23 protein-coding genes are annotated in these 25,189 nt (G+C 72.7%); 22 read left to right on the forward strand and 1 reads right to left on the reverse strand.

The window, feature by feature from the left end:
• The first annotated feature begins 154 nt into the window (after positions 1 to 154).
• Positions 155 to 538, forward strand: coding sequence for an Rv2175c family DNA-binding protein (locus HMPREF2863_RS07620; protein ID WP_070639210.1), 384 nt, complete (start codon positions 155 to 157; stop codon positions 536 to 538).
• Positions 539 to 717: 179 nt separating this feature from the next.
• Here the strand turns inward: HMPREF2863_RS07620 and HMPREF2863_RS07625 are convergent, their stop codons facing one another.
• A complete protein-coding gene (locus tag HMPREF2863_RS07625) occupies positions 718 to 1,824 on the reverse strand; it encodes a polyprenyl synthetase family protein (RefSeq protein ID WP_070639212.1) in 1,107 nt (368 codons plus the stop codon).
• 43 nt (positions 1,825 to 1,867) lie between these two features.
• On the opposite strand from HMPREF2863_RS07625, the gene dinB reads away from it, so the two are divergent.
• From dinB to HMPREF2863_RS07730, 21 genes are all read left to right on the forward strand, one after another.
• Positions 1,868 to 3,109 carry a DNA polymerase IV gene (dinB, locus tag HMPREF2863_RS07630; protein WP_070639214.1) on the forward strand — a complete coding sequence of 414 codons (1,242 nt, stop codon included), beginning with the start codon at positions 1,868 to 1,870 and terminating at the stop codon, positions 3,107 to 3,109.
• Between the two features lie 222 nt (positions 3,110 to 3,331).
• Entirely contained in the window at positions 3,332 to 3,721 is a 390-nt protein-coding gene (locus HMPREF2863_RS07635; RefSeq protein ID WP_070639216.1) for a DUF3040 domain-containing protein, read from the forward strand.
• Between the two features lie 432 nt (positions 3,722 to 4,153).
• The gene (gene mraZ, locus HMPREF2863_RS07640) at positions 4,154 to 4,585 is read left to right on the forward strand and encodes a division/cell wall cluster transcriptional repressor MraZ (RefSeq protein ID WP_067188692.1); all 432 of its coding nucleotides are present in this window, start codon (positions 4,154 to 4,156) and stop codon (positions 4,583 to 4,585) included.
• Between the two features lie 246 nt (positions 4,586 to 4,831).
• Positions 4,832 to 5,842 (forward strand): 16S rRNA (cytosine(1402)-N(4))-methyltransferase RsmH, encoded by a 1,011-nt coding sequence (rsmH, locus tag HMPREF2863_RS07645; protein ID WP_070639218.1) that lies wholly within the window; start codon positions 4,832 to 4,834, stop codon positions 5,840 to 5,842.
• A 20-nt stretch (positions 5,843 to 5,862) separates the two neighbouring features.
• Positions 5,863 to 6,537, forward strand: coding sequence for a cell division protein FtsL (locus HMPREF2863_RS07650; protein ID WP_141756392.1), 675 nt, complete (start codon positions 5,863 to 5,865; stop codon positions 6,535 to 6,537).
• Entirely contained in the window at positions 6,537 to 8,339 is a 1,803-nt protein-coding gene (locus tag HMPREF2863_RS07655) for a peptidoglycan D,D-transpeptidase FtsI family protein (protein WP_070639221.1), read from the forward strand. Before HMPREF2863_RS07650 ends, HMPREF2863_RS07655 begins: the two co-directional genes overlap by 1 nt.
• 61 nt (positions 8,340 to 8,400) lie before the next feature.
• Positions 8,401 to 10,122, forward strand: a complete 1,722-nt coding sequence (locus tag HMPREF2863_RS07660; protein ID WP_070639223.1) for a Mur ligase family protein — start codon at positions 8,401 to 8,403, stop codon at positions 10,120 to 10,122.
• 12 nt (positions 10,123 to 10,134) lie between these two features.
• The gene (murF, locus tag HMPREF2863_RS07665) at positions 10,135 to 11,652 is read left to right on the forward strand and encodes a UDP-N-acetylmuramoyl-tripeptide--D-alanyl-D-alanine ligase (RefSeq protein WP_070639225.1); all 1,518 of its coding nucleotides are present in this window, start codon (positions 10,135 to 10,137) and stop codon (positions 11,650 to 11,652) included.
• A complete protein-coding gene (gene mraY, locus HMPREF2863_RS07670) occupies positions 11,649 to 12,776 on the forward strand; it encodes a phospho-N-acetylmuramoyl-pentapeptide-transferase (protein WP_070639227.1) in 1,128 nt (375 codons plus the stop codon). Before murF ends, mraY begins: the two co-directional genes overlap by 4 nt.
• Positions 12,773 to 14,353 (forward strand): UDP-N-acetylmuramoyl-L-alanine--D-glutamate ligase, encoded by a 1,581-nt coding sequence (gene murD / locus HMPREF2863_RS07675; protein WP_070639228.1) that lies wholly within the window; start codon positions 12,773 to 12,775, stop codon positions 14,351 to 14,353. Before mraY ends, murD begins: the two co-directional genes overlap by 4 nt.
• Before the next feature lie 51 nt (positions 14,354 to 14,404).
• Positions 14,405 to 15,670: an FtsW/RodA/SpoVE family cell cycle protein gene (locus HMPREF2863_RS07680; protein WP_070639229.1), complete on the forward strand. Its 1,266-nt coding sequence runs from the start codon at positions 14,405 to 14,407 to the stop codon at positions 15,668 to 15,670.
• Positions 15,671 to 15,672: 2 nt separating this feature from the next.
• On the forward strand, positions 15,673 to 16,821 hold the full coding sequence (murG, locus tag HMPREF2863_RS07685; protein WP_070639235.1) for an undecaprenyldiphospho-muramoylpentapeptide beta-N-acetylglucosaminyltransferase: 1,149 nt from the start codon (positions 15,673 to 15,675) through the stop codon (positions 16,819 to 16,821).
• A complete protein-coding gene (gene murC, locus HMPREF2863_RS07690) occupies positions 16,818 to 18,284 on the forward strand; it encodes a UDP-N-acetylmuramate--L-alanine ligase (RefSeq protein WP_070639237.1) in 1,467 nt (488 codons plus the stop codon). Before murG ends, murC begins: the two co-directional genes overlap by 4 nt.
• A 68-nt stretch (positions 18,285 to 18,352) precedes the next feature.
• On the forward strand, positions 18,353 to 19,087 hold the full coding sequence (locus HMPREF2863_RS07695; RefSeq protein WP_168165773.1) for a cell division protein FtsQ/DivIB: 735 nt from the start codon (positions 18,353 to 18,355) through the stop codon (positions 19,085 to 19,087).
• 374 nt (positions 19,088 to 19,461) lie between these two features.
• A complete protein-coding gene (gene ftsZ, locus HMPREF2863_RS07700; protein WP_070639241.1) occupies positions 19,462 to 20,769 on the forward strand; it encodes a cell division protein FtsZ in 1,308 nt (435 codons plus the stop codon).
• A gap of 8 nt (positions 20,770 to 20,777) precedes the next feature.
• Complete coding sequence (locus tag HMPREF2863_RS07705) at positions 20,778 to 21,581, forward strand: purine nucleoside phosphorylase YfiH/LACC1 family protein (RefSeq protein WP_083315309.1); 804 nt, start codon at positions 20,778 to 20,780, stop codon at positions 21,579 to 21,581.
• Positions 21,578 to 22,372, forward strand: coding sequence for a YggS family pyridoxal phosphate-dependent enzyme (locus HMPREF2863_RS07710; RefSeq protein WP_067188671.1), 795 nt, complete (start codon positions 21,578 to 21,580; stop codon positions 22,370 to 22,372). Before HMPREF2863_RS07705 ends, HMPREF2863_RS07710 begins: the two co-directional genes overlap by 4 nt.
• Positions 22,373 to 22,504: 132 nt before the next feature.
• Positions 22,505 to 23,140 carry a cell division protein SepF gene (locus tag HMPREF2863_RS07715; RefSeq protein WP_070639243.1) on the forward strand — a complete coding sequence of 212 codons (636 nt, stop codon included), beginning with the start codon at positions 22,505 to 22,507 and terminating at the stop codon, positions 23,138 to 23,140.
• A 9-nt stretch (positions 23,141 to 23,149) separates the two neighbouring features.
• Positions 23,150 to 23,437 carry a YggT family protein gene (locus tag HMPREF2863_RS07720; RefSeq protein ID WP_067188667.1) on the forward strand — a complete coding sequence of 96 codons (288 nt, stop codon included), beginning with the start codon at positions 23,150 to 23,152 and terminating at the stop codon, positions 23,435 to 23,437.
• Positions 23,438 to 23,672: 235 nt separating this feature from the next.
• Positions 23,673 to 24,191, forward strand: coding sequence for a signal peptidase II (gene lspA / locus HMPREF2863_RS07725; protein WP_070639244.1), 519 nt, complete (start codon positions 23,673 to 23,675; stop codon positions 24,189 to 24,191).
• A 2-nt stretch (positions 24,192 to 24,193) separates the two neighbouring features.
• On the forward strand, positions 24,194 to 25,153 hold the full coding sequence (locus tag HMPREF2863_RS07730; protein ID WP_067188664.1) for an RluA family pseudouridine synthase: 960 nt from the start codon (positions 24,194 to 24,196) through the stop codon (positions 25,151 to 25,153).
• Positions 25,154 to 25,189: the final 36 nt, after the last annotated feature.

Raw genomic sequence — 25,189 nt, forward strand, 5'->3', positions numbered from 1 at the left:
CGCTGTGAGTACGGGGCGATGCAGGTCAGTGCGGCGTGTCGCACGCAGGACAAGGTTGTCACGTGGGGAAAGGTGCGGGCCGTGCCGGTCGTGATGTCACCGTGACCGCACCCGTGAGGGAACGACCAGTCCGCCGGGGAACTATCGTGGAGCCGTGAACACCAGCGACGCCTCCGATCAGATCCCCGCCGACCTCGACGCCCTCGTGGGCCAGTGGCTGACCCTTCCCGAGGTCGCCGAGCGCCTCGACGTCGTCGTCTCCCGTGTCCACAACCTCGTGAAGGACCGGAGGCTCGTGGCCGTCCGCCGCGGCGAGCGCGCCGTGCGCAGCGTCCCGGCCCTGTTCCTCTCCGCGACCGAGGTCGTCGAGCCCGTGCACGGCACGCTGGTCCTCCTCAACGACGCTGGCTTCTCCGACGAGGAGGCCCTGCGCTGGCTCTTCACCGAGGACGAGTCCCTGCCGGGGCGTCCGATCGACGCACTGCGCGACGGCCGCAAGACGGAGGTCCGCCGCCGCGCCCAGGCCCTCGCCTGGTGAGCCCGGCCCGGCGCTCGCCGGATGCCTCCCGACGACGTCCCCTCGCCTGACACGGCCCGGTCCGCCCGGGTCGGGGCGGACCGGGCCGTGTCCCGGGCGCCCCCGTGACCGTCAGGTAGCCCTCCGTGCCCGTCGGATCACCCACCGCGTCTGACGGGTCACCCACCCTGCCCGTCGGGTCAGGCGGTGCGGTGCAGAAGCGTGTCCATCAGGCCGCGCAGGTCCGCCAGCGCCGACGGCTCGGCGCCCGAGCCCTCGAGGCGGCCGGCGGCCTCCTGGGCCTGGGCGACCAGGTCGTCGATCTCGGCGCGGACGCGCTTCTCGGCGCCGCACTTGCGCAGGGCCTGCTGCCAGTGGGCCACGCGCTGCGCGCTCAGGTCGGCCCGGCCCAGCTCGTCCTCGAGTGCGGCCGCAGTGTCCGCCTCCAGCAGGTCGAGGGCGTGGGCGATCAGCACGGTCCGCTTGCCCTCGCGCAGGTCGTCGCCGGCAGGCTTGCCGGTCAGCTCCGGGTCGCCGAAGACGCCCAGCAGGTCGTCCTGGTACTGGAAGGCGAGTCCGAAGGGGAGGGTGACGGGCTCGAAGGAGGCGACGAGGCCGTCGTCGCCGCCGGCCAGGACGGCGCCGAGGGCCATCGGGTGCACGGCGGAGTAGCGCGCGGACTTGTACTCCACCACCGTCTCCGCCCGCTGCGCGGCCACGGCGGGGTCCTCCGCCGGCGGGGCCATCTCGGCGAGGACGTCCAGGTACTGGCCGAGCATCACCTCGAAGCGCATGGTCTCCATCTCCTGGCGGGCACGGTCCGCCCGCGGCGAGCCTGCGAACGCGTCGTGGAAGGCGGCGTCGGACAGGGAGAGGCAGACGTCTCCGGCGAGGATCGCGGCGGAGACGCCGAAGTGCTCCGGGTCGTGGCGCCATCCTGACGAGCGGTGCATGGCCTCGAAGGCGCGGTGGACCGCAGGCATGCCCCGGCGGGTGTCCGAGCGGTCGAGGATGTCATCGTGGATCAGGGCCGCCGCCTGGAACAGCTCGAAGGCCGCTCCCGCCGTGATGATCCTCGGGTCGTCCGCAGCGCCTCCGGCCGCGCGCCAGCCGAGCCAGCAGAGGGTGGCACGCAGGCGCTTGCCGCCCGCGGTCAGCCGGGAGATCGCGTCCACGACCGCCGCCGCCTCCGGGTGGACCTGCTCGGCGCGGGCGCGGTGGGAGCCCAGCAGCTCGGTCAGACGGTCCGCCACGGCGGCGCGGAACTGCTCCGGGGCCAGGCGGTCATGCGGGATGTTCTGCGACATGCGCCCACCCTATGCCGTCCGTGCCGTGGGTAGGGTCGAAGACATGCAGCAGCCGGCGCCCGTGGACCCCGGGGACGACGCCACCGTCCTCCATGTGGACATGGACGCGTTCTTCCTCTCCGTGGAGCTGCGCGAGCGGCCGGACCTACGGGGCGTCCCCGCCGCGGTGGCCGGCCGGTCGCTGCGCTCGGTCATCCTCTCCGCCTCCTATGAGGCCAGGGCGTTCGGGGTGCGCTCGGCGATGCCCGTGGGACAGGCGCTGCGCCTGTGCCCCCAGCTGCGCCTCGTGGAGCCGCGGCAGAGCGTCTACCGTTCCGTGTCCGCCGAGGTCATGGCCCTGCTCGACCGGGTCACCCCGGTGCGCGAGCAGCTCAGCGTGGACGAGGCGTTCCTGGACGTGGCCGGCTCCCGGCGTCGTCTGGGCCCGCCGGCCCGGATCGGTGCCGCGATCCGCGAACGCGTGCGTGCCGAGCTCGGCCTGCCCTGCTCCGTGGGTGCGGCGCCCGTGAAGTTCGTGGCCAAGATGGCCTCCACGGCCGCCAAGCCCGACGGCCTGGTGGTCGTCCCCGGGGAGCGGCTCCTCGAGTTCCTGCATCCCCGCCCCATCGACCACCTGTGGGGCGTCGGCCCCGTGCTGGCCCTGCGGCTGCGCACCCGCGGCATCGACACGATCGGTGACGCCGCCGCTCTGCCGGAGGGGCGCCTGCGCCAGTGGTTCGGCGAGGTCGGGGCACGCGTCGAGGACCTGTCCCGAGGCCTCGACCCCCGTCCGGTGCACCAGGAGACAGGGCACCAGAGCATCGGCGCGGATCACACGTTCGACGACGACCCGACCGACCCGGAGGAGATCGACCGCCACGTGCTCCGGCTCTGCCACCACGTCGCCGGACGGTTGCGCGCCGAGGGTGTGCTCGCCGGCGGCGTCACCGTCCGGGTGAAGTCCCCGGAGGCCCGGGTCCGTTCGCGGGCCGCCCGGCTGCCGGACCCCACGGACTCCGGCCACGACCTCTTCGCTCCGGCGCGCCGTGCCGTCAGGGAGCTGCTCGCGGACAGGCCCCATCCGCTGCGTCTGGTCGGGGTGCGGGCCGAACGGCTGACGGACGAGCAGGCGCCGCGGCAGCAGAGCCTCTTCGACGACGAGGCAGGCGGCCGGGCCGCCGACTGGGGCGCAGCCGAGCGTGCGGTGGACGCCGTCCGCCGTCGCTTTCCGGGCCTCGGACCCGCCCCGGCCTCGCTGCTCGGCGACGCCGACCCTGCGGCCGACGGCCGCGACCGCCGGCAGTGACGGTCTGCTCCGACGCCGGCTGAACGGCGTGCCGCGGCGATGTCCGGACCGGGGCGGCGAGCCGTCTCCTGGGAGGTTGCCGTGCGCGGCCGTCACCCACTGGCCCGGCGGCGTCGCCGTCACTAGACTGATAGGTCAGACGACCTGTACGGCGTCGCAGGTCGGGAACGGATCCGACGCACCGGAAGATAGCACGGACCGGAAGAAAGCAGAGGTGCGGCCATGCCGCTGTCAGAGCGCGAGCAGCGCATGCTCGACGAGCTCGAGGCCCAGCTGCGCACGGAGGACCCCCGGCTCGACACCCACCTCAGGGACAGCCGCCCCGGCGGCGTCTCCGTCCGGCGCGTCGTCCTCGGTGTCGCGATCGCCGTCGCCGGCCTCGCGGTCGTGCTCCTCGGCGTCTCCCTCCAGAACGTGATCGTGGGCGTCGTGGGCGTCGCCGTCATGGGCGCCGGCGTCTACGTGCTCACCAGCCGCGGCTCCGGCGACTCCTCCGAGGCCGGCCGTGCCGACGCCGGCGCCCGCGCGGCAGCCGGCGGGAAGAAGAAGGAGAGCGACTTCATGTCCCGCCTCGAACAGCAGTGGGACGAACGCCGAGGCCAGGGGCGCTGAGCCCCCGGAGGGCACCGCCGGCCACCCACCACTCCACGAAGGCCCCGACCGCGATGCGGTCGGGGCCTTCGTCATGTGCGCCCTCGGACGGTGAGGGGGCGCCCTGAGGGAGGCGGCCGCCGTCGGGGTGGGCGGCCGAGGCCCCCACTTCCCTCCACCGGTCCCTCCACACCCCTCCCCGAGCCCCTCCACCGGGACTGCCCTGCCCTCCACCGGGCCTTCGGCGAGGGGTGTCGCGGGGGCGGGCGGCCGGCCCCTCCACTGTCCTCCACTGTGAAGCATCCGCATGAATCCGCGGATTCTGGCGAGTGCCGGGGCGTCGTCGTGAATGTGGTGGTTGGAGAGTGGGGGGAAGTGGGGTAAAGTGGAGTCCAGAAGAGAGCAGAGGCGATGCATCGGCCGGTGCGGAGCTCGGCGAGACAGGGGGTGCCCGTGTTCCTCGGGACCTACACCCCGCGTCTGGACGACAAGTTCCGGCTGATCCTCCCGGCGAAGTTCCGTGAGGAGCTGTCGGACGGACTGGTCCTGACCCGCGGTCAGGAGCGATGCATCTACGTCTTCTCTGAGCGTGAGTTCGCAAGGGTCCACGAGCAGATGAGGTCGGCTCCGCTCTCCTCGAAGCAGGCGCGCGACTACATCCGCGTGTTCCTGTCCGGAGCCTCGGACGAGACGCCGGACAAGCAGGGCCGCATCACCGTGCCCGCTCCGCTGCGGCAGTACGCCGGGCTGGAGAGGGAGGTCGCGGTGATCGGCGCGGGGACACGAGCGGAGATCTGGGACCTCGAGTCCTGGAACGCGTACCTGCAGGAGCAGGAGACCTCCTTCTCCGACACCGACGAGGACGTCCTGCCGGGCATCTTCTGACCCGTCCCCGGGCGGGTCCACAACAGAACATCCACGGATCCCTGAGCGTGGCCTCCAGCCGACGCGAGCCACCTGACCTGACTTCCCCTGGGCCAGGCGGAACGCGGTCGGATGGGGATCAGGCCCAGGGATCCGTGTCGTCTCCGGGGGAACCGCCCCCGGCGTGACACGCTGAAGCGCGACGGCGTCGCTCCGAGCCCGGGGCGCCCCGACGCGGCCCACCCACAGCAGGGGAGGAGGACCCCGATGCAGCACAGCGAGAGCGGACAGACGCCGCTGCGCCCCGAGGACCGTCACCTGCCCGTCATGCGGGACCGCGTCATCGACCTCCTCGCCCCCGCCGTGCAGGCGGCCCGGGACGCCGGTCGCACTCCGATCGCCGTCGACGGCACCCTCGGGATGGGCGGGCACACCCAGCAGATGCTGCGCCGTTTCGAGGACCTCGTGGTGGTGGGCATCGACCGTGACCCGCACGCCCTGCGGATGGCGGGCGAACGGCTGGAGGGCCTCGCGGACAGGCTCATCCCCTTCCACGGCACCTACGACCAGGTCCCCGAGGCCCTCGCGGCCGCCGGCGTGAACCTCATGGACGCCGCGCTCTACGACCTCGGCGTCTCCTCCTATCAGCTGGACGCACGGGAGCGCGGCTTCGCCTACTCCTACGACGCCCCGCTGGACATGCGCATGGACACCGACGCCGCGTACACCGCCGCCGACCTCGTGGCGGAGGCCGAGGAGTCCGAGCTGCGCAGCCTCATCCGCCGCTACGGCGAGGAGAAGTTCGCCGGCCCCATCGCACGGGCGATCGTCCGGGCCCGTGCCGAGCGCGCCCTGACCACCACCGGCCAGCTGGTCGACGTCATCCGCTCGGCCGTCCCCGCCGCGGCCGGCGCGAAGGGCGGCCACCCTGCCAAGCGCACCTTCCAGGCGCTGCGCATCGCGGTCAACGACGAGCTCGACCTACTCGAGGCCGCCGTGCCCGCCGTGCTGGACCGCCTGCACGTCGGCGGCCGCGTCGTCGTCATGAGCTACCACTCGCTCGAGGACCGCATCGCCAAGCGGCACCTGGGGGAGTGGGCGACATCGACGGCGCCGCCGAACTTCCCGGTGGTGCTCGAGGAGCACGAACCCGTGGTGAAGATCCTGACCCGCGGCACGGAGAAGCCGACTTCCGGGGAAATCGCTGAGAACCCGCGCGCCTCCTCCGTAAAGGTGCGCGCAGCAGAGAAGATCAGGAAGTCACGAGGAACCCGATGACGGCACTGGAGGACCATCGCATGGCCGCAACCGCAGAGGCACGGAGCGTCGAGCCCCGTCCCGAGCGCGCCCTCGAGCACGTCGCAGGCGCCTCCGAGCGCGTCCGCACCCCGCTGTCCGTGGTGCCCGCCCCGCTGCCCCGCACCGGCCGCGGCATCACCGTGCTCTGCCTGGGCATCCTGATGGTCGCCCTCGCCGTCGTCCTCGTCGCCAACATCACCGTCTCCAACCGTCAGTACCAGATGTTGGAACTGCGCGCCCAGCAGACCGAGCTGTCCGAGGCCAACGAGCTGCTGTCCCAGCGCGTCGGCTACCTCGAGGCTCCGCAGAACCTGGCCGCCCGCGCCGACGCGCTGGGCATGGTCGACCCGGCCGGCAGCGCCACCGTCGACGTCGCCACCGGCCGCGTTTCGGGCGAGGCCGTCGCGGCCGACGAGGGTGAGCGGGGCGCGTCCTACGTCAACCCGCCCTCCTCCCTGGACCAGCCTCTGGGCGTGAACAGCCTCGAGGGCGACGCCCTCCCGCCGGGCCACATCGCCGGGCCGGAGCTGAAGGACCCCGCGGAGGAGAAGAAGGCGGCCGAGGAGCGGACGGCCGAGCGCAAGGCCGAGGAGCGCGCGGCGTCCGAGGACGCCGAGGACGCGGCCGATGCCGAGAACGGCTCCGCCGACGACGCGGAATCCGGCCGGGACTGATGTCCGCGACCTCCGACCCCACCGGAGCCGAGGCGGGCACGGGGGCGCGGCGTCGCGCACGCACCCTCCTGCTCGTCTGCCTCGTCCTGCTCGCCGCCGTCGCCCTGCGGCTGCTCTACGTGCAGGGCATCGACCCGACCGACCAGGCCTCCGCCGCCCTCGACGAGCGGCTCCGCAGCCAAGTGCTGACCCCGGAGCGCGGTGCGATCAAGGACCGCAACGGCGAGGTGCTCGCCACCAGCGTGCGCCGCTACGACCTGGTGGTCGACCAGCGGCTGGTCAAGGACTTCAAGGAGTGGAACTCCGAGACGGAGCAGAACGAGATGGTCTCGATCGACGACCGCATCGCGCAGCTGTCCACCGTGATCGGCGTCTCCGTCGACGACCTGGACGACCGGATGAAGGGCGACCGCCCGTACTCGGTGGTCAAGCGCTCGGTCACACCCCAGGTCCGCGACCTCGCCATGGACCTGCGCGTGCCCGGACTCATCGCCGAGCCCGTCGACCGCCGCAGCTACCCGAACGGCCCCGTGGCCGGCTCCGTCCTCGGGTTCGTCTCCGCGGACGGCACCGCCCGCGAGGGACTCGAGCTGAGCCAGAACGAGGCCCTGGCCGGCAAGGCCGGCCGCCGCGAGTACGAGGTCGCCGCCAACGGCCTGCGCATCCCCAACGCCGTGTACAACGAGACCCCCGCCGTGGACGGCTCGGACGTGGAGCTGACGATCGACCGGGACATCCAGTGGTACGCGCAGGAGCTCATCGCCGCCAAGGCCGCCGACTACGACGCCGAATGGGCCAACATCGTGGTCCTCGACGCCAAGACCGGCGAGATCCTGGCGATGGCCGACTCCACCACCGTCGACCCCGCCGACCCGAACGCCACCGACCAGCTGTTCTGGCGCCCGACCGCCATGACCCAGGCGGTCGAGCCGGGCTCCACCGGCAAGGCCGTCACCATGGCCGCCGCGCTCGACGCCACCGACCTGACCCCGCTCAGCGAGTTCACCGTGCCCAGCAGCGAAGAGTTCCACGGGCAGAGGATCAACGACGCCAACGCGCACGCCGAGTACGACATGACCCTCGCCGGCATCTTCGCCCGTTCCTACAACGTCGGCACCGTCAAGGCGGCCGAGGAGATGTCCCTGCAGGAGCGCTTCGAGTACATGAAGTCCTTCGGCATCGGCGAGGCCAACGACATCGGCCTTCCCGCCGCGGCCGCGGGCACCCTCGTGCCGCCGGAGGAATGGGACAACCGTCAGAGGTCGACCACGACCTTCGGCCAGGCCTACACGCAGACGACCCTCCACACCGCGCAGATCTACCAGGCCCTCGCCAACGGCGGAGAGATGGTCCCCGCCTCGGTCATCAAGTCGATCGTCGACCCGGACGGCGCCGAGCACGCCTACCCCCACCGCGAGAAGCACCGGGTCGTGTCCGAGCAGACCGCCGCGGAGATGATCCGCATGATGGAGACCGTGGTCACCCGGGGCACCTCCAAGCGCGCGGCCGTCGAGGGGTACCGCGTCGGCGGCAAGTCCTCCACCGCCCAGGCCGCCGGCCCCTCCGGCCGCTACGACGGCTACAACATCGGCTTCACCTCGGTGGCGCCGCTGGACGACCCGCGATTCGTCGTCTCCGTCTCCATGCACCGGCCCGCGGAGAACTACCAGGGAGCGCACCTGGACGCCCTGTCCGCCGATCTGATGGAGCACCTGCTGCGCAAGTACAACGTCCCGGCCACCGGCGACAAGCCCGACGACTACAAGGTCTTCGCCGAGGACCCGCAGGACCGTCCCTGGTGACGGCCGCCTGCCCGCAGCCCCCGAACCCGCACTCCGAACCGAAAGACCAGGAGCACCCGTCATGACCGAGTCCTCGACCCTGACCCCCGCGGAGCAGGACCGCGCCTTCCGCCCGGACCGGGTGGACGGGGTCGCCTGGTCCACGCTGGTGGAGGTGCTCCACGGCGCCGGCATCGAGGCGGTCGAGTCCGGGACGGCACCGCGCGGCCGGGTCACCGGTGCCTGCCTGAACTCCCGTGTGGTGCAGCCGGGCGACCTGTACGTCGCCCTGCCCGGAGCCCGTGTCCACGGCGCCTCCTTCGCCTCCGAGGCCGTCGCGGCGGGAGCGGTCGGCGTGCTCACCGACGCCGAGGGCGCGGCCCTCGTCGCCGAGCAGGGCCTGGCCGACCTCGCCGTCCTGAAGACCGGCACCCCGCGCACGGCGGCGGGTGCGGCGGCCGCTGCCGTCTACGGCGAGGGACTGGACGCCGGACCCCGGCTGATCGGCGTGACCGGCACCAACGGCAAGACCACCACCAGCTTCTTGGCCTGCTCGCTGCTCGAGGCGATCGGCCGCCGGACCGGCGTCATCGGCACGATCCTCACACGGGCGGCAGAGCGCACCGTGCCCTCCTCGCTCACCACGCCGGAGTCCACGCAGCTGCACGCACTGATGGCCCTGATGCGCCAGGAGGACGTGGACACCGCCGTGATGGAGGTCTCCTCCCACGCGGTATCCTTCGAGCGCATCGCCGGCCTGCGCTACGCCGTCGCCGGATTCACCAACCTGACCCAGGACCACCTGGACCTCCACGGCTCCATGGAGGAGTACTTCGAGGCCAAGCTCGGCCTGTTCGACGCCGCACGCACCGGCCGCGCCGTGATCGTGCTCGACGGGGGAGAGGGCCCCGAGTGGGGCGTCGCCATGGCGGAGCGTTCGGGCGCACCGACCACCACCCTCGCCCTCGGACCGGCGGCGTCCGTGCCGGGCGCCCTCGCCGCACGCCACCCGGACGTCGTGCCGGACTGGGAGCTCACCGCCCTCACCCCGGACGGCCTCGGCCATCGATTCGAGCTCACCGAGGCGGCCACCGGGCGGGTGCTCAAGGCCTCGGTCGGGCTGCCGGGCCGCTTCAACGCGGCCAACGCGGCCCTGGCCGCCCTCATCGTCCTCGAGGCCCTGGGCGAGGAGACCTTCGAGCTGCTCCAGGACGTGCTGGACGTGCCGGCCGGCGCCGGACCCTTCGCTGCCGCCGTGCCCGGCCGCATGGAGGTCGTCGGCCGTGAGCCGGACGGCGTGGTCGACTTCGCCCACAACCCGGACGGCATGGTCCAGGCCCTCGAGTCGCTCACGCAGGCCCGTGCCGCCACCGGCCGCGACGGGCGCACCATCCTCGTCTTCGGCGCCACCGGGGAGCGGGACACCACCAAGCGTCCGCTGATGGGACGCATCGCGGCCCGCTACGCGGACGTGGTGATCGTCTCGGACGACGACCCGCACGGCGAGGACCCCGCCGGGATCCGCGCCCAGGTCCTCGAGGGCGTGCGGGCCGAGGCGGCGGAGCAGGCCGAGCAGGGCCGCACCGTCGAGGTCCACGAGTCGGCGCCGCGCGCCGAGGCCATCCGGCTCGCCGCCGCCCTGGCTTCGGACGAGGACAGCATCCTGCTGGCGGGCCGCGGCCATGAGACCGTGCAGGACGTGGCGGGCGTGGACGTGGAGCTGGACGACCGCGTCGAGCTGCGCGCTGCCCTGGCCGACCGGCGCGAGGGCCGCCTCACGGATCTGTCATCCACGGCGCGGTAAAGTCGAGACCAAATGATCGCTCTCACCGCTTCCCAGATCGCCGCGGCCGTCGGCGGCACCCTCTCCGAGTCGCTCGACCCGGAGACCGTGCTGACCGCTGTGACCCCGGACTCCCGTGAGGTCGCTGGTCAGGACGGCGTCCTGTACGTGGCCAAGCCCGGCGAGCACGCCGACGGGCACGACTACATCGACGCCGCGCTGTCCGCCGGCGCCTCCGCCGTGCTGGCCGAGCGCGCCACCACGGCTCCGGACGGCTCCGCGCACCCGTCGATCCTCGTGGAGGACGCGGTGATGGCCATGGGCGCCCTCGCCCGTGACGTGGTGGCCCGCGTGCGGGCCCACTCCGAGACCACCGTCATCGGCATCACCGGCTCGGCCGGCAAGACCACCACGAAGGACCTGCTGGCGGCGATCCTCGCCGAGCAGGGGCCGACCGTGGCCCCGCAGGGCTCGTTCAACGGCGAGGTCGGCGTGCCGCTCACCGTGTTCCGCGCATCCCTGGACACCCGCTACCTTGTGGTGGAGATGGGCGCGGACCACGTCGGCAACATCGCGTACCTCTGCGACATCGTGAAGCCGGACATCGGCGTCGTCCTCATGGTCGGCACCGCCCACGCCGGCAGCTTCGGCGGCGTGGCGAACATCGCCAAGACCAAGGGCGAGCTCGTGGAGGCCATCGGCCCCGAGGGCGTCGTCCTGCTCAACCGCGACGACTCCCAGGTCGCCGCCATGGCCGAGCGCACCACGGCCCCGGTCGTCTGGTTCTCCACCGATGAGGACACCGTGCCGCTGATCGCCGAGGACGTGGCCGCGGGCCGCGCTGCCGGCGTGGCCCTCGCTAGGAACCTGACCACCGACGTCGAGGGTCGGCCGGTGTTCGACCTGCAGCTCGGCGCCGACACCGAGGCTCCGACCGTGCCTGTCACCTCCGGGCTCATCGGCGTCCACCACGCCCACAACGTCGTCGCCGCGGCCGGTGCCGCCGCGGCGGCCGGCGTCCGCCCGGCGGACATCGCCGGCGTGCTGGACGGTCTCGGCCCGACCAGCCGGTTCCGCATGGAGCGTACGGAGCGTCCCGACGGCGTCACCGTCATCAACGACGCCTACAACGCGAATCCGGAGTCCATGCGCGCCGCGCTGAAGACCCTCGCTCAGCTCGGCCGCGCCACCGGCCGCCGCACCTGGGCGGTGCTCGGCGAGATGCTGGAGCTCGGCGACGAACACATCAGGGAGCACACGCTCGTCGGCGAGACCGTCGTGCGCCTGAACATCGCACAGCTGCTCGTCGTCGGAGCCGGTGCCCGCCCCCTGTACATCGGCGCCCTCAATGAGGGCAGCTGGGGAGAGGAGGCGCACTTCGCCGCCGACCTCGACGAGGCCTTCGACCTTCTCTCGAAGCTCCTCGCCCCCGGAGACATCGTCCTGGTGAAGTCCTCCAACGGCTCGCGGCTCGCCCAGCTCGGCGAGCGTCTCGCCGCCGTCGGCGCCGAGGACTCCGCGTCGTCCACCCCCAAGGAGGAGCGTCCGTGATCGGCCTGCTCATCGGCGGTGTCCTCGGCCTCGTCTTCGCGGCCGCGGGCACGCCCCTGTTCATCCGGTTCCTGGTGAAGAAGGGGTACGGCCAGTTCGTCCGCGACGACGGCCCCACGAGCCACAAGACCAAACGCGGCACCCCGACCATGGGCGGCCTCGTCTTCGTGGTCGTGCTCGTGGTGGTCTACTTCCTGACCCACGCCATCCTGGCGATGCTCGATTCCGAGCTCGCCGGGCCGACGGCGTCCGGTGTGCTGCTGCTCTTCCTCACGGTCGGCATGGCGTTCGTCGGCTTCGTCGACGACTTCACCAAGATCACGAAGAAGCAGTCCCTCGGCCTGACCCCCATGGGGAAGATCGTCCTGCAGGGCCTCATCGGCACCGTCTTCGCGGTGCTGGCGCTGAACTTCCCGAACAGCGACGGCCTGACCCCGGCCTCGACGGCCATCTCCTTCGTCCGTGACATCCCGTGGCTCGAGATGGCCTTCGCCGGTCCCGTGCTCGCCTACGTGCTGTTCGTGATCTGGTCCAACCTCATCACCACGGCCACCACCAACGCCGTGAACCTCACCGACGGCCTGGACGGTCTGGCCACCGGCGCCACCGCCATGATCACCGGCGCCTACGTCCTGATGTCGATCTTCCAGGCGAGCCAGGCCTGCGGCACCATCACCGGCCCGGGCTGCTACGAGGTCCGCGACCCCATGGACCTGGCCCTGCTCGCCGCGATCCTCACCGGCTCGCTGCTCGGCTTCCTCTGGTGGAACACCTCCCCGGCGAAGATCTTCATGGGAGACACGGGCTCCCTGGCCCTCGGCGGCGCCCTTGCCGGCTTCGCCATCTTCACCCGCACCGAGATCCTCGTGGTCATCCTGGCCGGCCTCATGGTCGCCATCACCCTGTCCGTGATCATCCAGGTGGGCTACTTCAAGCTCTCCGGCGGCAAGCGAGTGTTCCTCATGGCCCCGCTGCAGCACCACTTCGAGCTCAAGGGCTGGGCCGAGGTGACCGTCGTGGTCCGCTTCTGGCTCATCAGCCTGGTCTGCGTGATCGTCGGCCTGTTCGTGTTCTACGGCGAGTGGCTCCTCGCCGGCGGCGGCACCGCGGCGGTGACCCCATGAGCGAGGCCATGGTGACCCCCGTCCTCGAGCCGATCGCCTCGACTCCCCGCACCGACCCGCTCACCTCCTGGGACGCCCCCCAGTGGCAGGGGCTGCGCGTGGTTGTCGCCGGCCTGGGCGTCACCGGGTTCTCCGTGGCGGACACGCTGGTGGAGCTCGGTGCCGACGTGCTCGTCGTGGACGGGAACGCGTCCGAGGAGAACGTCCGGCGTGCCGAGACCCTCAGGATCGTGGGTGTGCGCGACGTGGTGCTGGAGAAGGAGGCGACCACCGCACTGCCGCGCTTCGACGCACAGCCGCCGGACGTCGTCGTGACCTCCCCGGGCTGGCGTCCGGACCAGCCGCTGCTGATGCAGGCCCACGCCGCGGGCCTGCCGATCTGGTCGGACATCGAGCTGGCCTGGCGGGTCCGTGAGCGTGCGGGCCGCAAGGTCGCCGACTGGATCTGCCTGACCGGCACCAACGGCAAGACCACCACCGTGAGCATGGTGGAGGCCATCCTGCGCGCAGACGGCCGCCGGGCGATCGCCTGCGGCAACGTCGGCACCCCGGTGCTGGACGCCGTCCGCGATCCGGAGGGCTTCGACGTCCTGGCGCTGGAGCTCTCCAGCTTCCAGCTGCACTGGACCCACCACATCGAGCCGGCCTCCTCGGCAGTGCTGAACATCGCCGAGGACCACGTGGACTGGCACGGCTCCATGGACGGGTACGTCCGGGACAAGGGCTCCGTGTACGAGAACACCCGCATCGCGTGCGTGTTCAACGAGGCGGCCCCGATCACCCGCCGCCTCGTGGAGCAGGCCGACGTGCAGGAGGGATGCCGTGCGGTGTCCTTCTCCACGGACACCCCGGGCCTGTCCACCGTCGGCCTCGTGGACGGCATCCTCGTGGACCGCGCGTTCACCGAGAACCGGGCCCATGAGGCCGTGGCCCTCGCCGAGCGCTCGGACCTGGGCGCCGTGGCTCCGCAGCACACCGTGTCCAACGCGGCCGCGGCCGCGGCGCTGACCCGTGCTGTGGGCGTCTCGCCCACTGCGGTCCGGGACGGCCTGCGCGGCTACGACCGCGGAGAGCACCGCATCCAGCTGGTGGCGACCTCGCGGGACGTCATGTGGATCAACGACTCCAAGGCGACCAACCCGCATGCCGCGGACGCCTCCCTGGCGGCGTTCTCCTCGATCGTGTGGATCGCCGGAGGCCTGCCGAAGGGCGTCACCTACGACGAGCTCGTCAGGGCGCACGGACACCGTCTCCGTGCCGTCCTGCTGATCGGCGCCGACTCCTCCGCGCTGCGTAAGGCCCTTGCCGAGCACGCCCCGGACGTCCCGGTCGAGAGCCCGCTCACCGATCCGTCCGGCCGGGGCACCGAGGACGGCCACGCCGCCATGACCGCCGCCGTGCAGCGTGCCGACGAGCTGGCCGAGGCCGGCGACGTGGTCCTCATGGCTCCGGCCGCCGCCTCCATGGACCAGTTCCGGTCCTATGCGGACCGCGGCGACGCGTTCATCGAGGCCGTCACCGCCGTCATGCGGCAGCACGGCTGGAACGTCGACGACGACGGCCCCGTCTCCGGCTGAAGGCCCGCCGTTCCCCCTGACCCCACCGTCCCCGTCCGCTGAAGGAGCACCATGCCGACGAAGACCTCCGGCGGCCTGAGCCCCGTCAAGCACGGGCTGGACCGCATGTGGGCCGCCCTCGAGGGCCGTCGCATGCTCGACATGACGGTCCTGATGATCGCGGGCAGCACCGCGGTGCTGACCGTGCTGGGCCTGGTGATGGTGCTGTCCTCGTCCTCGGTCGAGGCGATCGGCTCCGGGGGCTCGTACTCCCTGTTCCTGCGCCAGGCGCTCTGGGCGTGCGTGGGCATGGTGATGCTGACCGCCGCGACCTTCACCCCGGTGCCCTGGATCCGGCGGATGGCCTGGCCTGCGCTGGCCGTGTCCGTGGTCCTGCTCGGCCTGGTCGCGTTCACGCCGCTGGGCGTGAACGTCGGCGGCAACACGAACTGGCTGCGCATCGGCTCGTTCACGGCGCAGCCGTCCGAGCTCGCGAAGCTCTCCCTGGCCCTATGGGGCGGCGCCGTGATCGCGCGCAAGGGGCGCCTGGTGAACCAGGTCAAGCATGCCCTCGTGCCCGTGGTGTTCCCCGGCGGCGTGCTCGTCCTCGGCCTGATCATGTGGGGCAGGGACCTGGGCACCGCGATCATCGTCGCGCTCGTGCTCGCCGCCGTGCTCTGGGTCGGCGGGGCCCACCGCATCGTGTTCATGGTCACCGCGGGGCTGGCCGCCCTCCTGACGATCGGCCTGACGCTGTTCGCCTCCCACCGCATGCTCCGCGTCCAGGCCTGGCTCGGCGTCGAGGCCGCGTGTGATGACCCCTCGGACCCCTGCTTCCAGCCCGCCCACGGCCTCTATGCGCTGGCCTCCGGCGGCTGGTGGGGCGTCGGCCTGGGCCAGTCCCGCCAGAAGTGGAGCTACATCCCGGAGGCGGAGAACGACTTCATCTTCACCATCCTCGGCGAGGAGCTCGGGCTGCTCGGCACCCTGCTCGTGATCGGCCTGTTCGCGATCCTCGCCCTGGGCATGTACCGGGTGGCCGCCCAGACGCGCTCGACCTTCATCCGCGTGGCCACGTGGGGCATCATCACCTGGTTCGTGGGCCAGACCTTCCTCAACGCCGGCATGGTGTCCGGCCTGCTGCCGGTGGTGGGTGTCCCGCTGCCGTTCATCTCGTACGGCGGCTCCGCGCTGACCCTGGCCATGACGGCTGTGGGCGTCGTGCTGTCCTTCGCACGCCATGAGCGTCGCCTGGCACACCTGGCGGCCCAACAGGCCCACGCCGCCTCGTTCAGACCGATCGATCCGACGCCCGCTCCCCAGACCCAGGAGGCCTGATCATGACCGTCCCCTCCACCGAACGACCTCTGCGCGTGGTCCTGGCCGGCGGCGGCACCGCCGGGCACATCTCCCCGATGCTGTCGATCGCCCGCGCCCTCCAGGAGCCGCAGCCGGGCCCGGACGGCACCGTCCCGGTGCCGGCGGTCTGCACCATGGTCGGCACGGAGTCCGGCATGGAGACCCGTCTGGTCCCCGACGCCGGCTTCGAGCTCGACACGATCGGGCGCGTCCCCTTCCCGCGCCGTCCCTCGATGGACGTGCTGCGGTTCCCCGGCCGGTTCCGTGCCGCGATCGACCAGGCGCAGGCCATCCTGCGCCGCCGGGAGGCCGACGTCGTGGTCGGCGTGGGCGGCTATGTGTCGACTCCCATGTACCGGGCGGCGAAGTCCCTCGGCATCCCCACGGTGGTGCACGAGGCGAACGCGCGGCCGGGAATGGCCAATCGCTGGGGCGCCCGTTCCGCCGCCCGGGTCGCCGTGGCGCTCAAGGGGACCCCGCTGAAGGGCTCCGAGTGGGTCGGAATGCCGATGCGTCCGGAGGTGTCGTCCCTGGACCGGGCCGAGGCCCGGGGCGCAGCCGCCGCCGAGCTCGGCCTGGACCCCGAGCGCACCACCGTCGTCGTCACCGGCGGCAGCTCCGGCGCGCTGTCCGTGAACCGCACCGTCCAGGGCGCCCTGGACGACCTGCTGGGCGCCGGTGTGCAGGTGCTGCACCTGACCGGACGCGGCAAGGAGGTCACCGACTCCGCCGGGCAGCGCGTGGTCCGTGACGGCTACCACCAGCGCGAGTACCTCGACCGCATGGAGCAGGCCTATGCCGTGGCCGACCTCATCGTCGCCCGCTCCGGTGCCGGCACCGTCTGCGAGGTCTGCGCCGTGGGGCTGCCCGCCGTCTTCGTCCCGCTGCCGATCGGCAACGGCGAACAGGCCCTCAACGCCGAGCAGGTCGTCGCCGACGGGGGAGCCCTGCTCGTCCGTGACGACGCCTTCAGCCCCGAGTGGGTCCGCCGCGAGCTCATCCCGCTGGCGACCTCGCCCGAGCGCCTGTCCGCCATGGCCGCCGCCTCCGCCGCCCACGGTGTGCGGGACGCCGACCAGAAGATGGCCCGACTGACCCGGGCCGCCGCCGCCGAAGGAGCACGTCGATGACCGCCGCCACCGCACACCCCGAGGACTTCCCGGCCGAGGGCCGCGTCCACTTCCTGGGCATCGGCGGAGTCGGCGTCTCCGGCGTCGCCCGCATCCTCCAGGACCAGGGCGTGCCCGTGTCCGGCACCGACGCCAAGGACCTGCCGGTGATGCACCAGCTGGCCCAGGGCGGTGCCCGGATCACGGTCGGCTACGCCCCGGAGAACGTCGGCGACGACGTCGCCTGCGTCATCGCCTCCTCGATCGCCGGACCGGGCAATCCCGAGTACGACGCGGCGGCCGCCCGCGGGCTGCCCATGATGCACCGGTCGGAGGGCCTGGCCATGGCCATGCGCGGCCACCGCGTCCTGGCCGTTGCCGGCACCCATGGCAAGACCACCACCTCGTCCATGGCTGCCATGGCCTTCACCGAGGCCGGCTGGAAGCCCACCTTCGCGGTGGGGGCCGCCGTCGCAGGGCTCGGCACGAACGCCGCCCACGGCGAGGGCGACTGGTTCGTGGCCGAGGCCGACGAATCCGACGGCACGCTGGTGAACTACCCGTCCACCGTCGCGATCGTGACCACGGTGGAGGCCGACCACCTGGACCACTACGGCACGGAGGAGGCCGTCCATGAGGTGTTCCGCACCTTCGCCGGACAGCTCCCGGCCGCCGCGGACGGCGGTGCACTGGTGGCCTGTCTCGACGACGACGGCGCCGCCGCCCTGGCCGCCTGGGCCCGGGACGAGGCCCGCTGCCGGGTGGTGACCTACGGCACCGCCGAGCGCGATGGCGTCCGTCCCGACCTGCTCGTCGCCGAGACCCTCGTGGACGCACGGGAGTCGGGCGTGGGCCAGCGCGTGCGCTACGAGCTCGCCGACGGCACTGCGGTGTCCGTGCGCCTGCAGGTGCCGGGCACCCACAACGCGCTCAACGCCGCGGCCGTCCTCCTGGCCGCCGTGCAGGCGGGCATGGAGCCGGAGGCCGCGGCCGCGGGCCTGGAGGCCTTCCGCGGCACGGCGCGCCGCTTCGAATTCCGCGGCGCAGGCCGCGGCGTACGCGTCTTCGACGACTACGCCCACCATCCGACCGAGGTGGCGGCCGCCGTCTCCGCCGGTCGGGCGGTGGCCGGCACGGGCCGGGTGCACGTGCTGTTCCAGCCGCACCTGTTCTCCCGCACCCATGACTTCGCCGCAGAGTTCGCCCAGGCGCTCTCGACGGCCGACCGCGTGCGTGTGCTCGAGGTCTACGCCGCGCGCGAGGAGCCGATGGAGGGGGTGGACTCCAGCCTGATCTCCTCCCGCCTCACCACGCCGGACGAGACCGACCGTGCGGTCGCCGCCGACCCTGAGCGGGCTGTCGCCGACCTCGTGGCGGGGGCCGAGCCGGGCGACGTCGTGATCACCATGGGCGCCGGAGACGTGACTGCGCTGGGGCCGACCATCGTCGCCGCGCTGTCGGACGACGCCACGGCCGCGCAGTGAGGATGCCACGGCTGCGACGCCGCGGCGACACCGCGGCGACACGGCGCCGGGACTCCTCGTCCCAGCCTGTGGGCCAGAACGTCGTCGCGTTCCCGGAGCCTGCACGCAGGCCCCGCCGCTGGCTGCGGTGGACGATGGCCGCGTTCGCCCTGGTCGCGCTGGTGGCCGGCGCCCTGGTGCTCTACTTCTCGCCGGTGCTGGCCGTGGACCGCGTGGAGGTCGACGGCACCCGTCTCGTGGACCGCGCCGACGTCGAAGAGCGTCTCCGGCCCCTTCACGGCGTTCCGCTGCCGCAGGTCGGCCGAGGACGCGTCCAGGACCTCGCCGGCGACCTGCCCGGGGTCGAGTCGTTGGACATGATCGCAGCCCCGCCCACGGGCCTCCAGGTGACCGTGCACGAGCGCCGTCCGGTGGCGGCCCACGTCTCCGACGGCACCGCCCGTGTGCTGATGGACGACGGGGCCGTGCTGTCGGGTGTCGATCCACGGGTGTTCGAGGGCGAGACGCCCGTGCCGGTCGCCCCGGGGGTGCTGCACGCCGACGAGCGCACCCGTGCCGCCGTGGCGGCCGTCGTCGACGCGCTGCCGTCCGCCCTGCGCGAGCGGGTGGAGGAGGTCCGCGCCGCCGGTCCGGACTCCGTCGAGCTGCGCCTGGAGGACGGCCCGTCCGTCCAGTGGGGTGGCACGGACCAGCCCCGGGTCAAGGCCGCCGTGGTGGAATCGCTTCTCGGGCAGGGCGAGGAGTCCCGGGCGGGTGTCGAGGAGCTCGACGTCTCCGTCCCGGACCGCCCGGTCACCCGGTGACGAGGTCGCCGCAACCTCACAGCATTCAACTCGAAGGTGAAGGTGAAGGCGATGGGTGCGGCCAGATCGTGCCCCTCGGGCGTCGCGCGGAGAGCGCGTGTGCTTCAAGCGTCGAGTGAAGGTTGAGGTCTGTGGCGAGAAATCAGCGTCCATGCGGGCCTGGGCGCTTTGCGCGGCGGTCCGCCGTGACGCTACCGTTGCCCTGAACGTTGGGTGTCGCCGCGTTCTCCTCCGCCCCTCCGGGCAGCCTTCAACCCCGTGTTGAGGGTCCGGGGATGGGAGGGCGGCGCGGCGGCATCCGCCCGACTCGGTCGCCCATGGCCCCGCGTCGGCACCGGCTCACATCGAGACTGAAGACAAGGGAACTGAACACCGTGGCTGCACCCCAGAACTACCTGGCCGTCATCAAGGTCGTCGGCATCGGCGGCGGCGGCGTGAACGCCGTCAACCGCATGATCGAGGTCGGCCTGCGCGGCGTCGAATTCATCGCGATCAACACTGACGCGCAGGCTCTGCTGATGTCGGACGCCGACGTCAAGCTCGACGTGGGCCGCGAGCTCACGCGCGGCCTCGGCGCCGGCGCGAACCCCGAGGTCGGCCGTCAGGCCGCCGAGGACCACGCCGAGGAGATCGAGGAGGTCCTCCGCGGTGCGGACATGGTCTTCGTGACCGCCGGCGAGGGCGGCGGCACCGGCACCGGCGGCGCCCCGGTCGTGGCCCGCATCGCCCGTTCCCTGGGCGCCCTGACCATCGGCGTCGTCACCCGCCCGTTCACCTTCGAGGGCCGTCGCCGCGCCGACTCCGCCGAGAACGGCATCGACGCCCTGCGCGACGAGGTCGACACCCTCATCGTCATCCCGAACGACCGCCTGCTCTCCATCTCGGACCGCAACGTCTCCGTCATGGACGCCTTCCGCCAGGCCGACCAGGTGCTCCTGTCCGGCGTGCAGGGCATCACCGACCTGATCACCACCCCGGGCCTGATCAACCTGGACTTCGCCGACGTGAAGTCCGTGATGCAGGGTGCCGGGTCCGCGCTCATGGGCATCGGCCACGCCCAGGGCGAGGACCGCGCCGTCAAGGCCGCCGAGCTGGCCATCGCCTCCCCGCTGCTGGAGGCCTCCATCGACGGTGCCCACGGCGTGCTGCTCTCCATCCAGGGCGGTTCGGACCTGGGCCTGTTCGAGATCAACGAGGCCGCCCGCCTCGTCCAGGAGGTCGCGCACCCGGAGGCCAAGATCATCTTCGGCACCGTCATCGACGACGCCCTGGGCGACGAGGTGCGCGTCACCGTCATCGCCGCGGGCTTCGACAAGGTGGACGTCACCTCCGCCCCCACCTCCTACGGCTCCGGTCAGCAGCCCGTTCCGGGCCAGTCCGCTGCCGGCCAGCAGGGCTCCGCGCAGTCCGGAGGCCAGCAGGGCGGCCAGGGCGGCCAGCAGTCCGAGCAGCAGTCCCGCCCGTCCGTGCCGGGCACCATGCCCCTGAACCAGGGCTCGCAGGGCGGCGTCGCGGGTACGTCGCAGTTCGGCGGCCAGGCCCCGTCCCACGGTCAGCAGGACGGCGGCCGGCAGTCGCAGCAGCAGGCCCCGCGCCGTGCGCAGGAGGACCTGCCGACCGTCGTGGAGCCGGACCTCGGCTCCGGCGGCTCGGACCTGGACGTGCCGGACTTCCTGAAGTGATCTGACACGTGCTCGACCACTCGCCCGGGTCGGGGGACGCCGCCGCGTCCTCCGACCCGTTCGTGTTCCATGAGGTGACCGACGCCGGCGGACGCGCGGTCCACGTGGCCTTCACCTCGGTGCAGGCCGGCAACCTGGCCTTCCACGTCCTTCCGGACGGCTCCGGCCACCAGCGCGAGCGGGCCCGCCAGGGCGTCGCGGCGGCCCGCACCCGACTCGAGGAGCGGATGGGCGTGGACGCCGGGTCGACGGCCTTCGTGGACCAGATCCACTCGGCCGACGTCGTGGACGCCGACGGCGCAGGCTGGGGCGACGGCCCCGTCCGGGTCGGCGACGCCATCGTCTCCGCCGGCGGCTCCCAGGCCCTGGCGATCATGGTGGCCGACTGCCTCCCCGTGGTGTTCGTCGACCCCGTCACCGGGGCCACGGCCGTCGCCCACGCAGGACGGCGAGGTCTTCTGGACGGCGTCCTGCAGAACACCCTCGACCGGCTGGCGGCGCTGCGCCCGGCCGACGCGGGTGCGGGCGAGCCGGTGCGCGCCTGGATCGGCCCGGGCGTCTGCGGCGCCTGCTATGAGGTGCCGGAGCAGATGCGGGCGGAGTCCGCGACGGTGCTCCCGGTGGCCTCCGCCACCACATCCTGGGGAACGCCCTCCCTGGACCTGCCCGCCGGTGCTGAGGCCGTGCTGGCCGCCCGCGGCGTGGACGTGCACCGCGTGCAGCTGTGCACCGTGGAGGACGAACGCCTCTTCTCCCATCGTCGCGCCCCCGGGCGCGGCCGCTTCGCCGGACTCGTCTGGAGGACCCCGTGACCGAGCAGCACCCCGCCGCCGACCGCTCCGCAGAGATCGCGGCCGGCCTGGAGCACGTCCATGGTCGGATCGAGGCGGCGTGCGCCGCCGCAGGCCGTACGGACCGGCCCCGTCTGATCGTGGTGACCAAGACGCATCCGGCCGAGGACGTCCTCTCCCTCGCCCGCCTGGGCGTCACGGACGTGGGGGAGAACCGGGACCAGGAGGCCCGCCCCAAGGCCGAGGCGACCGCCGGGCTCTGCGCGGAGGCCTCGGTCACCGCGCCGGCCTGGCACTTCATCGGTCAGCTCCAGTCCAACAAGGCCAAGCACGTCATCCGCTACGCCGCGGCCGTGCACTCGGTGGACCGCGAGTCCCTCGTCGACGCCCTCGCCCGGGCGATGCAGGTGCGCGCCGAGCGTGCGGCGTCGGGCGAGGTGCCTGCCCGCGAGGACCTCGACTGCCTCATCCAGGTGGACGTGGACCCGCGTGAGCCCGAGGACCGTCCGACCGACGGCATCGGCGGCCGCGGCGGGGCGGCACCCGAGGACGTCCCCGCGCTGGCGGCCCGCATCGCCGCCGCGCCGCGGCTGCGCCTGCGCGGCCTGATGTGCGTCGCCCCGCGCGGGATCGACCCGGCGGAGTCGTTCGCACGCGCGGCAGACCTGTCCGCACGGCTGCGCGACGGGCACCCCGAGGCGGACCGGCTCTCCATGGGCATGACCGCCGACCTCGAGGAGGCGGTCGCCGCCGGGGCGACACACCTGCGCATCGGCTCGGACATCCTCGGACGCCGTGCGCACCTGGGATAGCGTTGCTGTGACAGCGCGTCGACCGCGCCGACCCCGGATCCCGGGTGTCGGACCTCGACGTCACCGACCGAATGGCCACGGCGGCGCGGCCCCTCTCCGCTGCGAGCCGCCCCTCCCCGAAGGAACTGACGCATGTCCGGTGCCCTGAAGAAGACGATGATCTACCTCGGCCTGGCCGACGGTGAGGACTACGACGAGATCCCGCGCCAGGAATCCCGTGAGCGCCGGCCGGCCGCCGCCGAGGACCGTCCGGCCGCGGCGGCCTCCAGCCCGGCCGAGCACGAGCAGCGTGCCGCCGCAGAGCCGGCCTCCGCCGCTGCGGCCCCGGCCGAGCGCGAGCAGCGCCCCGCCCGCGCCGAGGGCTCCCGTCCGGCCGCCTCGGACCAGACCTCGCGCCCGTCCCGCGCGGAGAGCTCCGAGCAGGAGTACCGTGCCCCCGTCACCCCGATCAAGCGTGCCGCCGCGTCGGCCAGCGAAGGAGCCCCCGTGCGAACCCTGACCACCGTGCACCCGCGGTCCTACAACGACGCCAAGTCGATCGGCGAGGCGTTCCGCTCCGGCATGCCGGTGATCATGAACGTGACCGAGCTGGGGGACAACGAGGCCAAGCGCCTCGTGGACTTCTCCGCCGGCCTCGTCTTCGGCCTGCACGGCTCGATCTCCCGCATCACCAACAAGGTCTTCCTGCTGACCCCGTCGACCGTCGAGGTCATGGGAGACGAGAACCAGGACGGCGGCGAGCACGCCGCCCTGTTCACCGAGGACTGATCGCTCGCGATGGCGCTGCTGCTCGCCTGCCTGTACATCCTGCTCACGGTCTTCCAGGCCGTGCTGATCGTCCGGATCGTCTTCGACGTCGTGACGTCGTTCGTCCCGCACTGGCGTCCCTCGGGGATCGTGCTGGTGGTGGCGAGCGCGATCTACGGTGTCACCGACCGCCCGCTGCGTGCGATCCGGCAGAAGCTGCCGCCGCTGAACCTCGGCGGCGTCCAGCTGGACTTGGCGTTCCTCGTCCTGTTCATCGCCGTGGTGATCCTGAAGCTTCTCGTCCGCGCCCTGGTCTGACCCGCCGTCTCCGGCGGTGTCCGTGTCAGCCCCGGTGATAGCCTGACGGAGGCCTCCGGACCGCGGCTGCGGACCGCACCGGGCCGCCATGTCCGCCGCCTTCGGACCCCAGCGCCGGGGTCTGCCCCCGACCCTGGAGGAGTGTCCCGATGTCGCTGTTGAGGGAGGACCTCGTCACCGAGCGGTTCCGTCGGACCCCACTCACGCGGGGCCGCGCCGTCGAGCAGGCTGAGCGGTGACCTCCACGGCCGTCGTCCGCCCCCGCCGCCGCACGCTCCTCGCGGCGGCGGTGCTCGTTGTCGCCTACCTGCTGGACCAGGGCACCAAGTACTGGGTCGAGCAGTCCATGACGCTCGGCCAGACCATCGACGTGATCCCGGGCCTGCTGCACTGGCACTACATCCTGAACCCGGGCGCCGCCTTCTCGATCGGCGAGGAGATGACCTGGGTCTTCACCGTGATCCAGTCGGTCGTCGCCGTGGTCGCGCTGGTGCTGATCCTGCGCGTGCGCTCCCTGCCCTGGGCCCTGGCGCTCGGCGGCCTGGCCGGCGGAGTCCTCGGGAACCTCACCGACCGCCTGTTCCGGCCGCCGTCGTTCGGCCAGGGCCATGTGGTGGACATGATCTGGGTGCCGAACTTCGCCGTCTTCAACGTCGCGGACTCGTTCATCTGCTGCGCCATGGTCGCCGTGTGCCTCCTGGTCTTCCTGGGCCGTCGGGTGGACGGTGCCCACGACGACGGGCGGCGGAGCTGAGCATGGGCATGCACCCGGGATGCACGGAGACGCTCGAGGTGACGGACGAGCACGCGGGGCGACGGGCCGACGTCGTGCTCTCGGAGGCCTTCGGGGTCTCCCGCTCACAGCTGGCCGACTGGTTCTCCCGCGGGCTGGTCCGCGCCGAGACCCGCAACGGCCGACGCGACCGCACCCTGAGCAAGTCCGCGAAGGCCGTGCCGGGGGAACGGCTCGTGGTGGACGTGCCGGACGACGGCGACCCGCTGGAAGTGAGGATCGAACCCGTGGACGAGATGCGCATCCTGTTCGAGGACGAGCACATGGTGGCGGTGGACAAGCCCACGGGCGTGGCCGCCCACCCCTCGCCCGGCTGGGTCGGGCCCACGGTGGTCGGCGGCCTGGCCGCGCTGGGCTACCGGATCTCGACCTCGGGAGCCCCGGAACGCCAGGGCATCGTGCACCGGCTCGACGTCGGCACCACCGGCGTGATGGTGGTGGCGAAGACGGAGCAGGCGTACACGGCGCTCAAGGACCAGTTCCGCGACCGGGTGCCGACCAAGGTGTACCACGCCGTCGTGCAGGGCCTGCCGGAGCCGCTGTCCGGGACGATCGACGCGCCGATCGGCCGGCACCCCGGCCACGAGTGGAAGTTCACCGTGATCGACGGGGGCCGGGCCTCGGTGACCCACTACGAGACGCTCGAGGCCTTCGGTCCGGCCACCCTCGTCCAGGTGCACCTGGAGACCGGACGCACCCACCAGATCCGCGTGCACTTCTCCGCGCTGCGGCATCCGTGCGTGGGTGACCTGACCTACGGGGCGAACCCGAAGCTCGCCGCCGAGCTGGGGCTGACGCGGCAGTGGCTGCACGCCCATCGGCTCGAGCTGCCGCATCCGGTCACGGGGGAGTCCGTGACGATCGTCTCGCCGTACCCGGACGACCTCGACCACGCCCTGGCCGCCCTGCGCGGGGAGGCCTGAGCGCAGTAGGCTGGAGCCTCGCCGCCCAGCCCTCGC

It is taken from the genome of Micrococcus sp. HMSC067E09 (assembly GCF_001812555.1).
GTDB classification, from domain to species: Bacteria; Actinomycetota; Actinomycetes; order Actinomycetales; family Micrococcaceae; genus Micrococcus; species Micrococcus lylae.

Coding starts and splice junctions, on each gene's coding strand:
- rsmH (WP_070639218.1), top strand. CDS start 4,832: ATGCAGCACAGCGAGAGCGGACAGACGCCGCTGCGCCCCGAGGACCGT.
- murG (WP_070639235.1), top strand. CDS start 15,673: ATGACCGTCCCCTCCACCGAACGACCTCTGCGCGTGGTCCTGGCCGGC.
- HMPREF2863_RS07730 (WP_067188664.1), top strand. CDS start 24,194: ATGGGCATGCACCCGGGATGCACGGAGACGCTCGAGGTGACGGACGAG.
- HMPREF2863_RS07655 (WP_070639221.1), top strand. CDS start 6,537: ATGTCCGCGACCTCCGACCCCACCGGAGCCGAGGCGGGCACGGGGGCG.
- HMPREF2863_RS07680 (WP_070639229.1), top strand. CDS start 14,405: ATGCCGACGAAGACCTCCGGCGGCCTGAGCCCCGTCAAGCACGGGCTG.
- murF (WP_070639225.1), top strand. CDS start 10,135: ATGATCGCTCTCACCGCTTCCCAGATCGCCGCGGCCGTCGGCGGCACC.
- murD (WP_070639228.1), top strand. CDS start 12,773: ATGAGCGAGGCCATGGTGACCCCCGTCCTCGAGCCGATCGCCTCGACT.
- HMPREF2863_RS07650 (WP_141756392.1), top strand. CDS start 5,863: ATGGCCGCAACCGCAGAGGCACGGAGCGTCGAGCCCCGTCCCGAGCGC.
- murC (WP_070639237.1), top strand. CDS start 16,818: ATGACCGCCGCCACCGCACACCCCGAGGACTTCCCGGCCGAGGGCCGC.
- HMPREF2863_RS07715 (WP_070639243.1), top strand. CDS start 22,505: ATGTCCGGTGCCCTGAAGAAGACGATGATCTACCTCGGCCTGGCCGAC.
- HMPREF2863_RS07660 (WP_070639223.1), top strand. CDS start 8,401: ATGACCGAGTCCTCGACCCTGACCCCCGCGGAGCAGGACCGCGCCTTC.
- HMPREF2863_RS07625 (WP_070639212.1), bottom strand. CDS start 1,824: ATGTCGCAGAACATCCCGCATGACCGCCTGGCCCCGGAGCAGTTCCGC.
- dinB (WP_070639214.1), top strand. CDS start 1,868: ATGCAGCAGCCGGCGCCCGTGGACCCCGGGGACGACGCCACCGTCCTC.
- HMPREF2863_RS07635 (WP_070639216.1), top strand. CDS start 3,332: ATGCCGCTGTCAGAGCGCGAGCAGCGCATGCTCGACGAGCTCGAGGCC.
- HMPREF2863_RS07720 (WP_067188667.1), top strand. CDS start 23,150: ATGGCGCTGCTGCTCGCCTGCCTGTACATCCTGCTCACGGTCTTCCAG.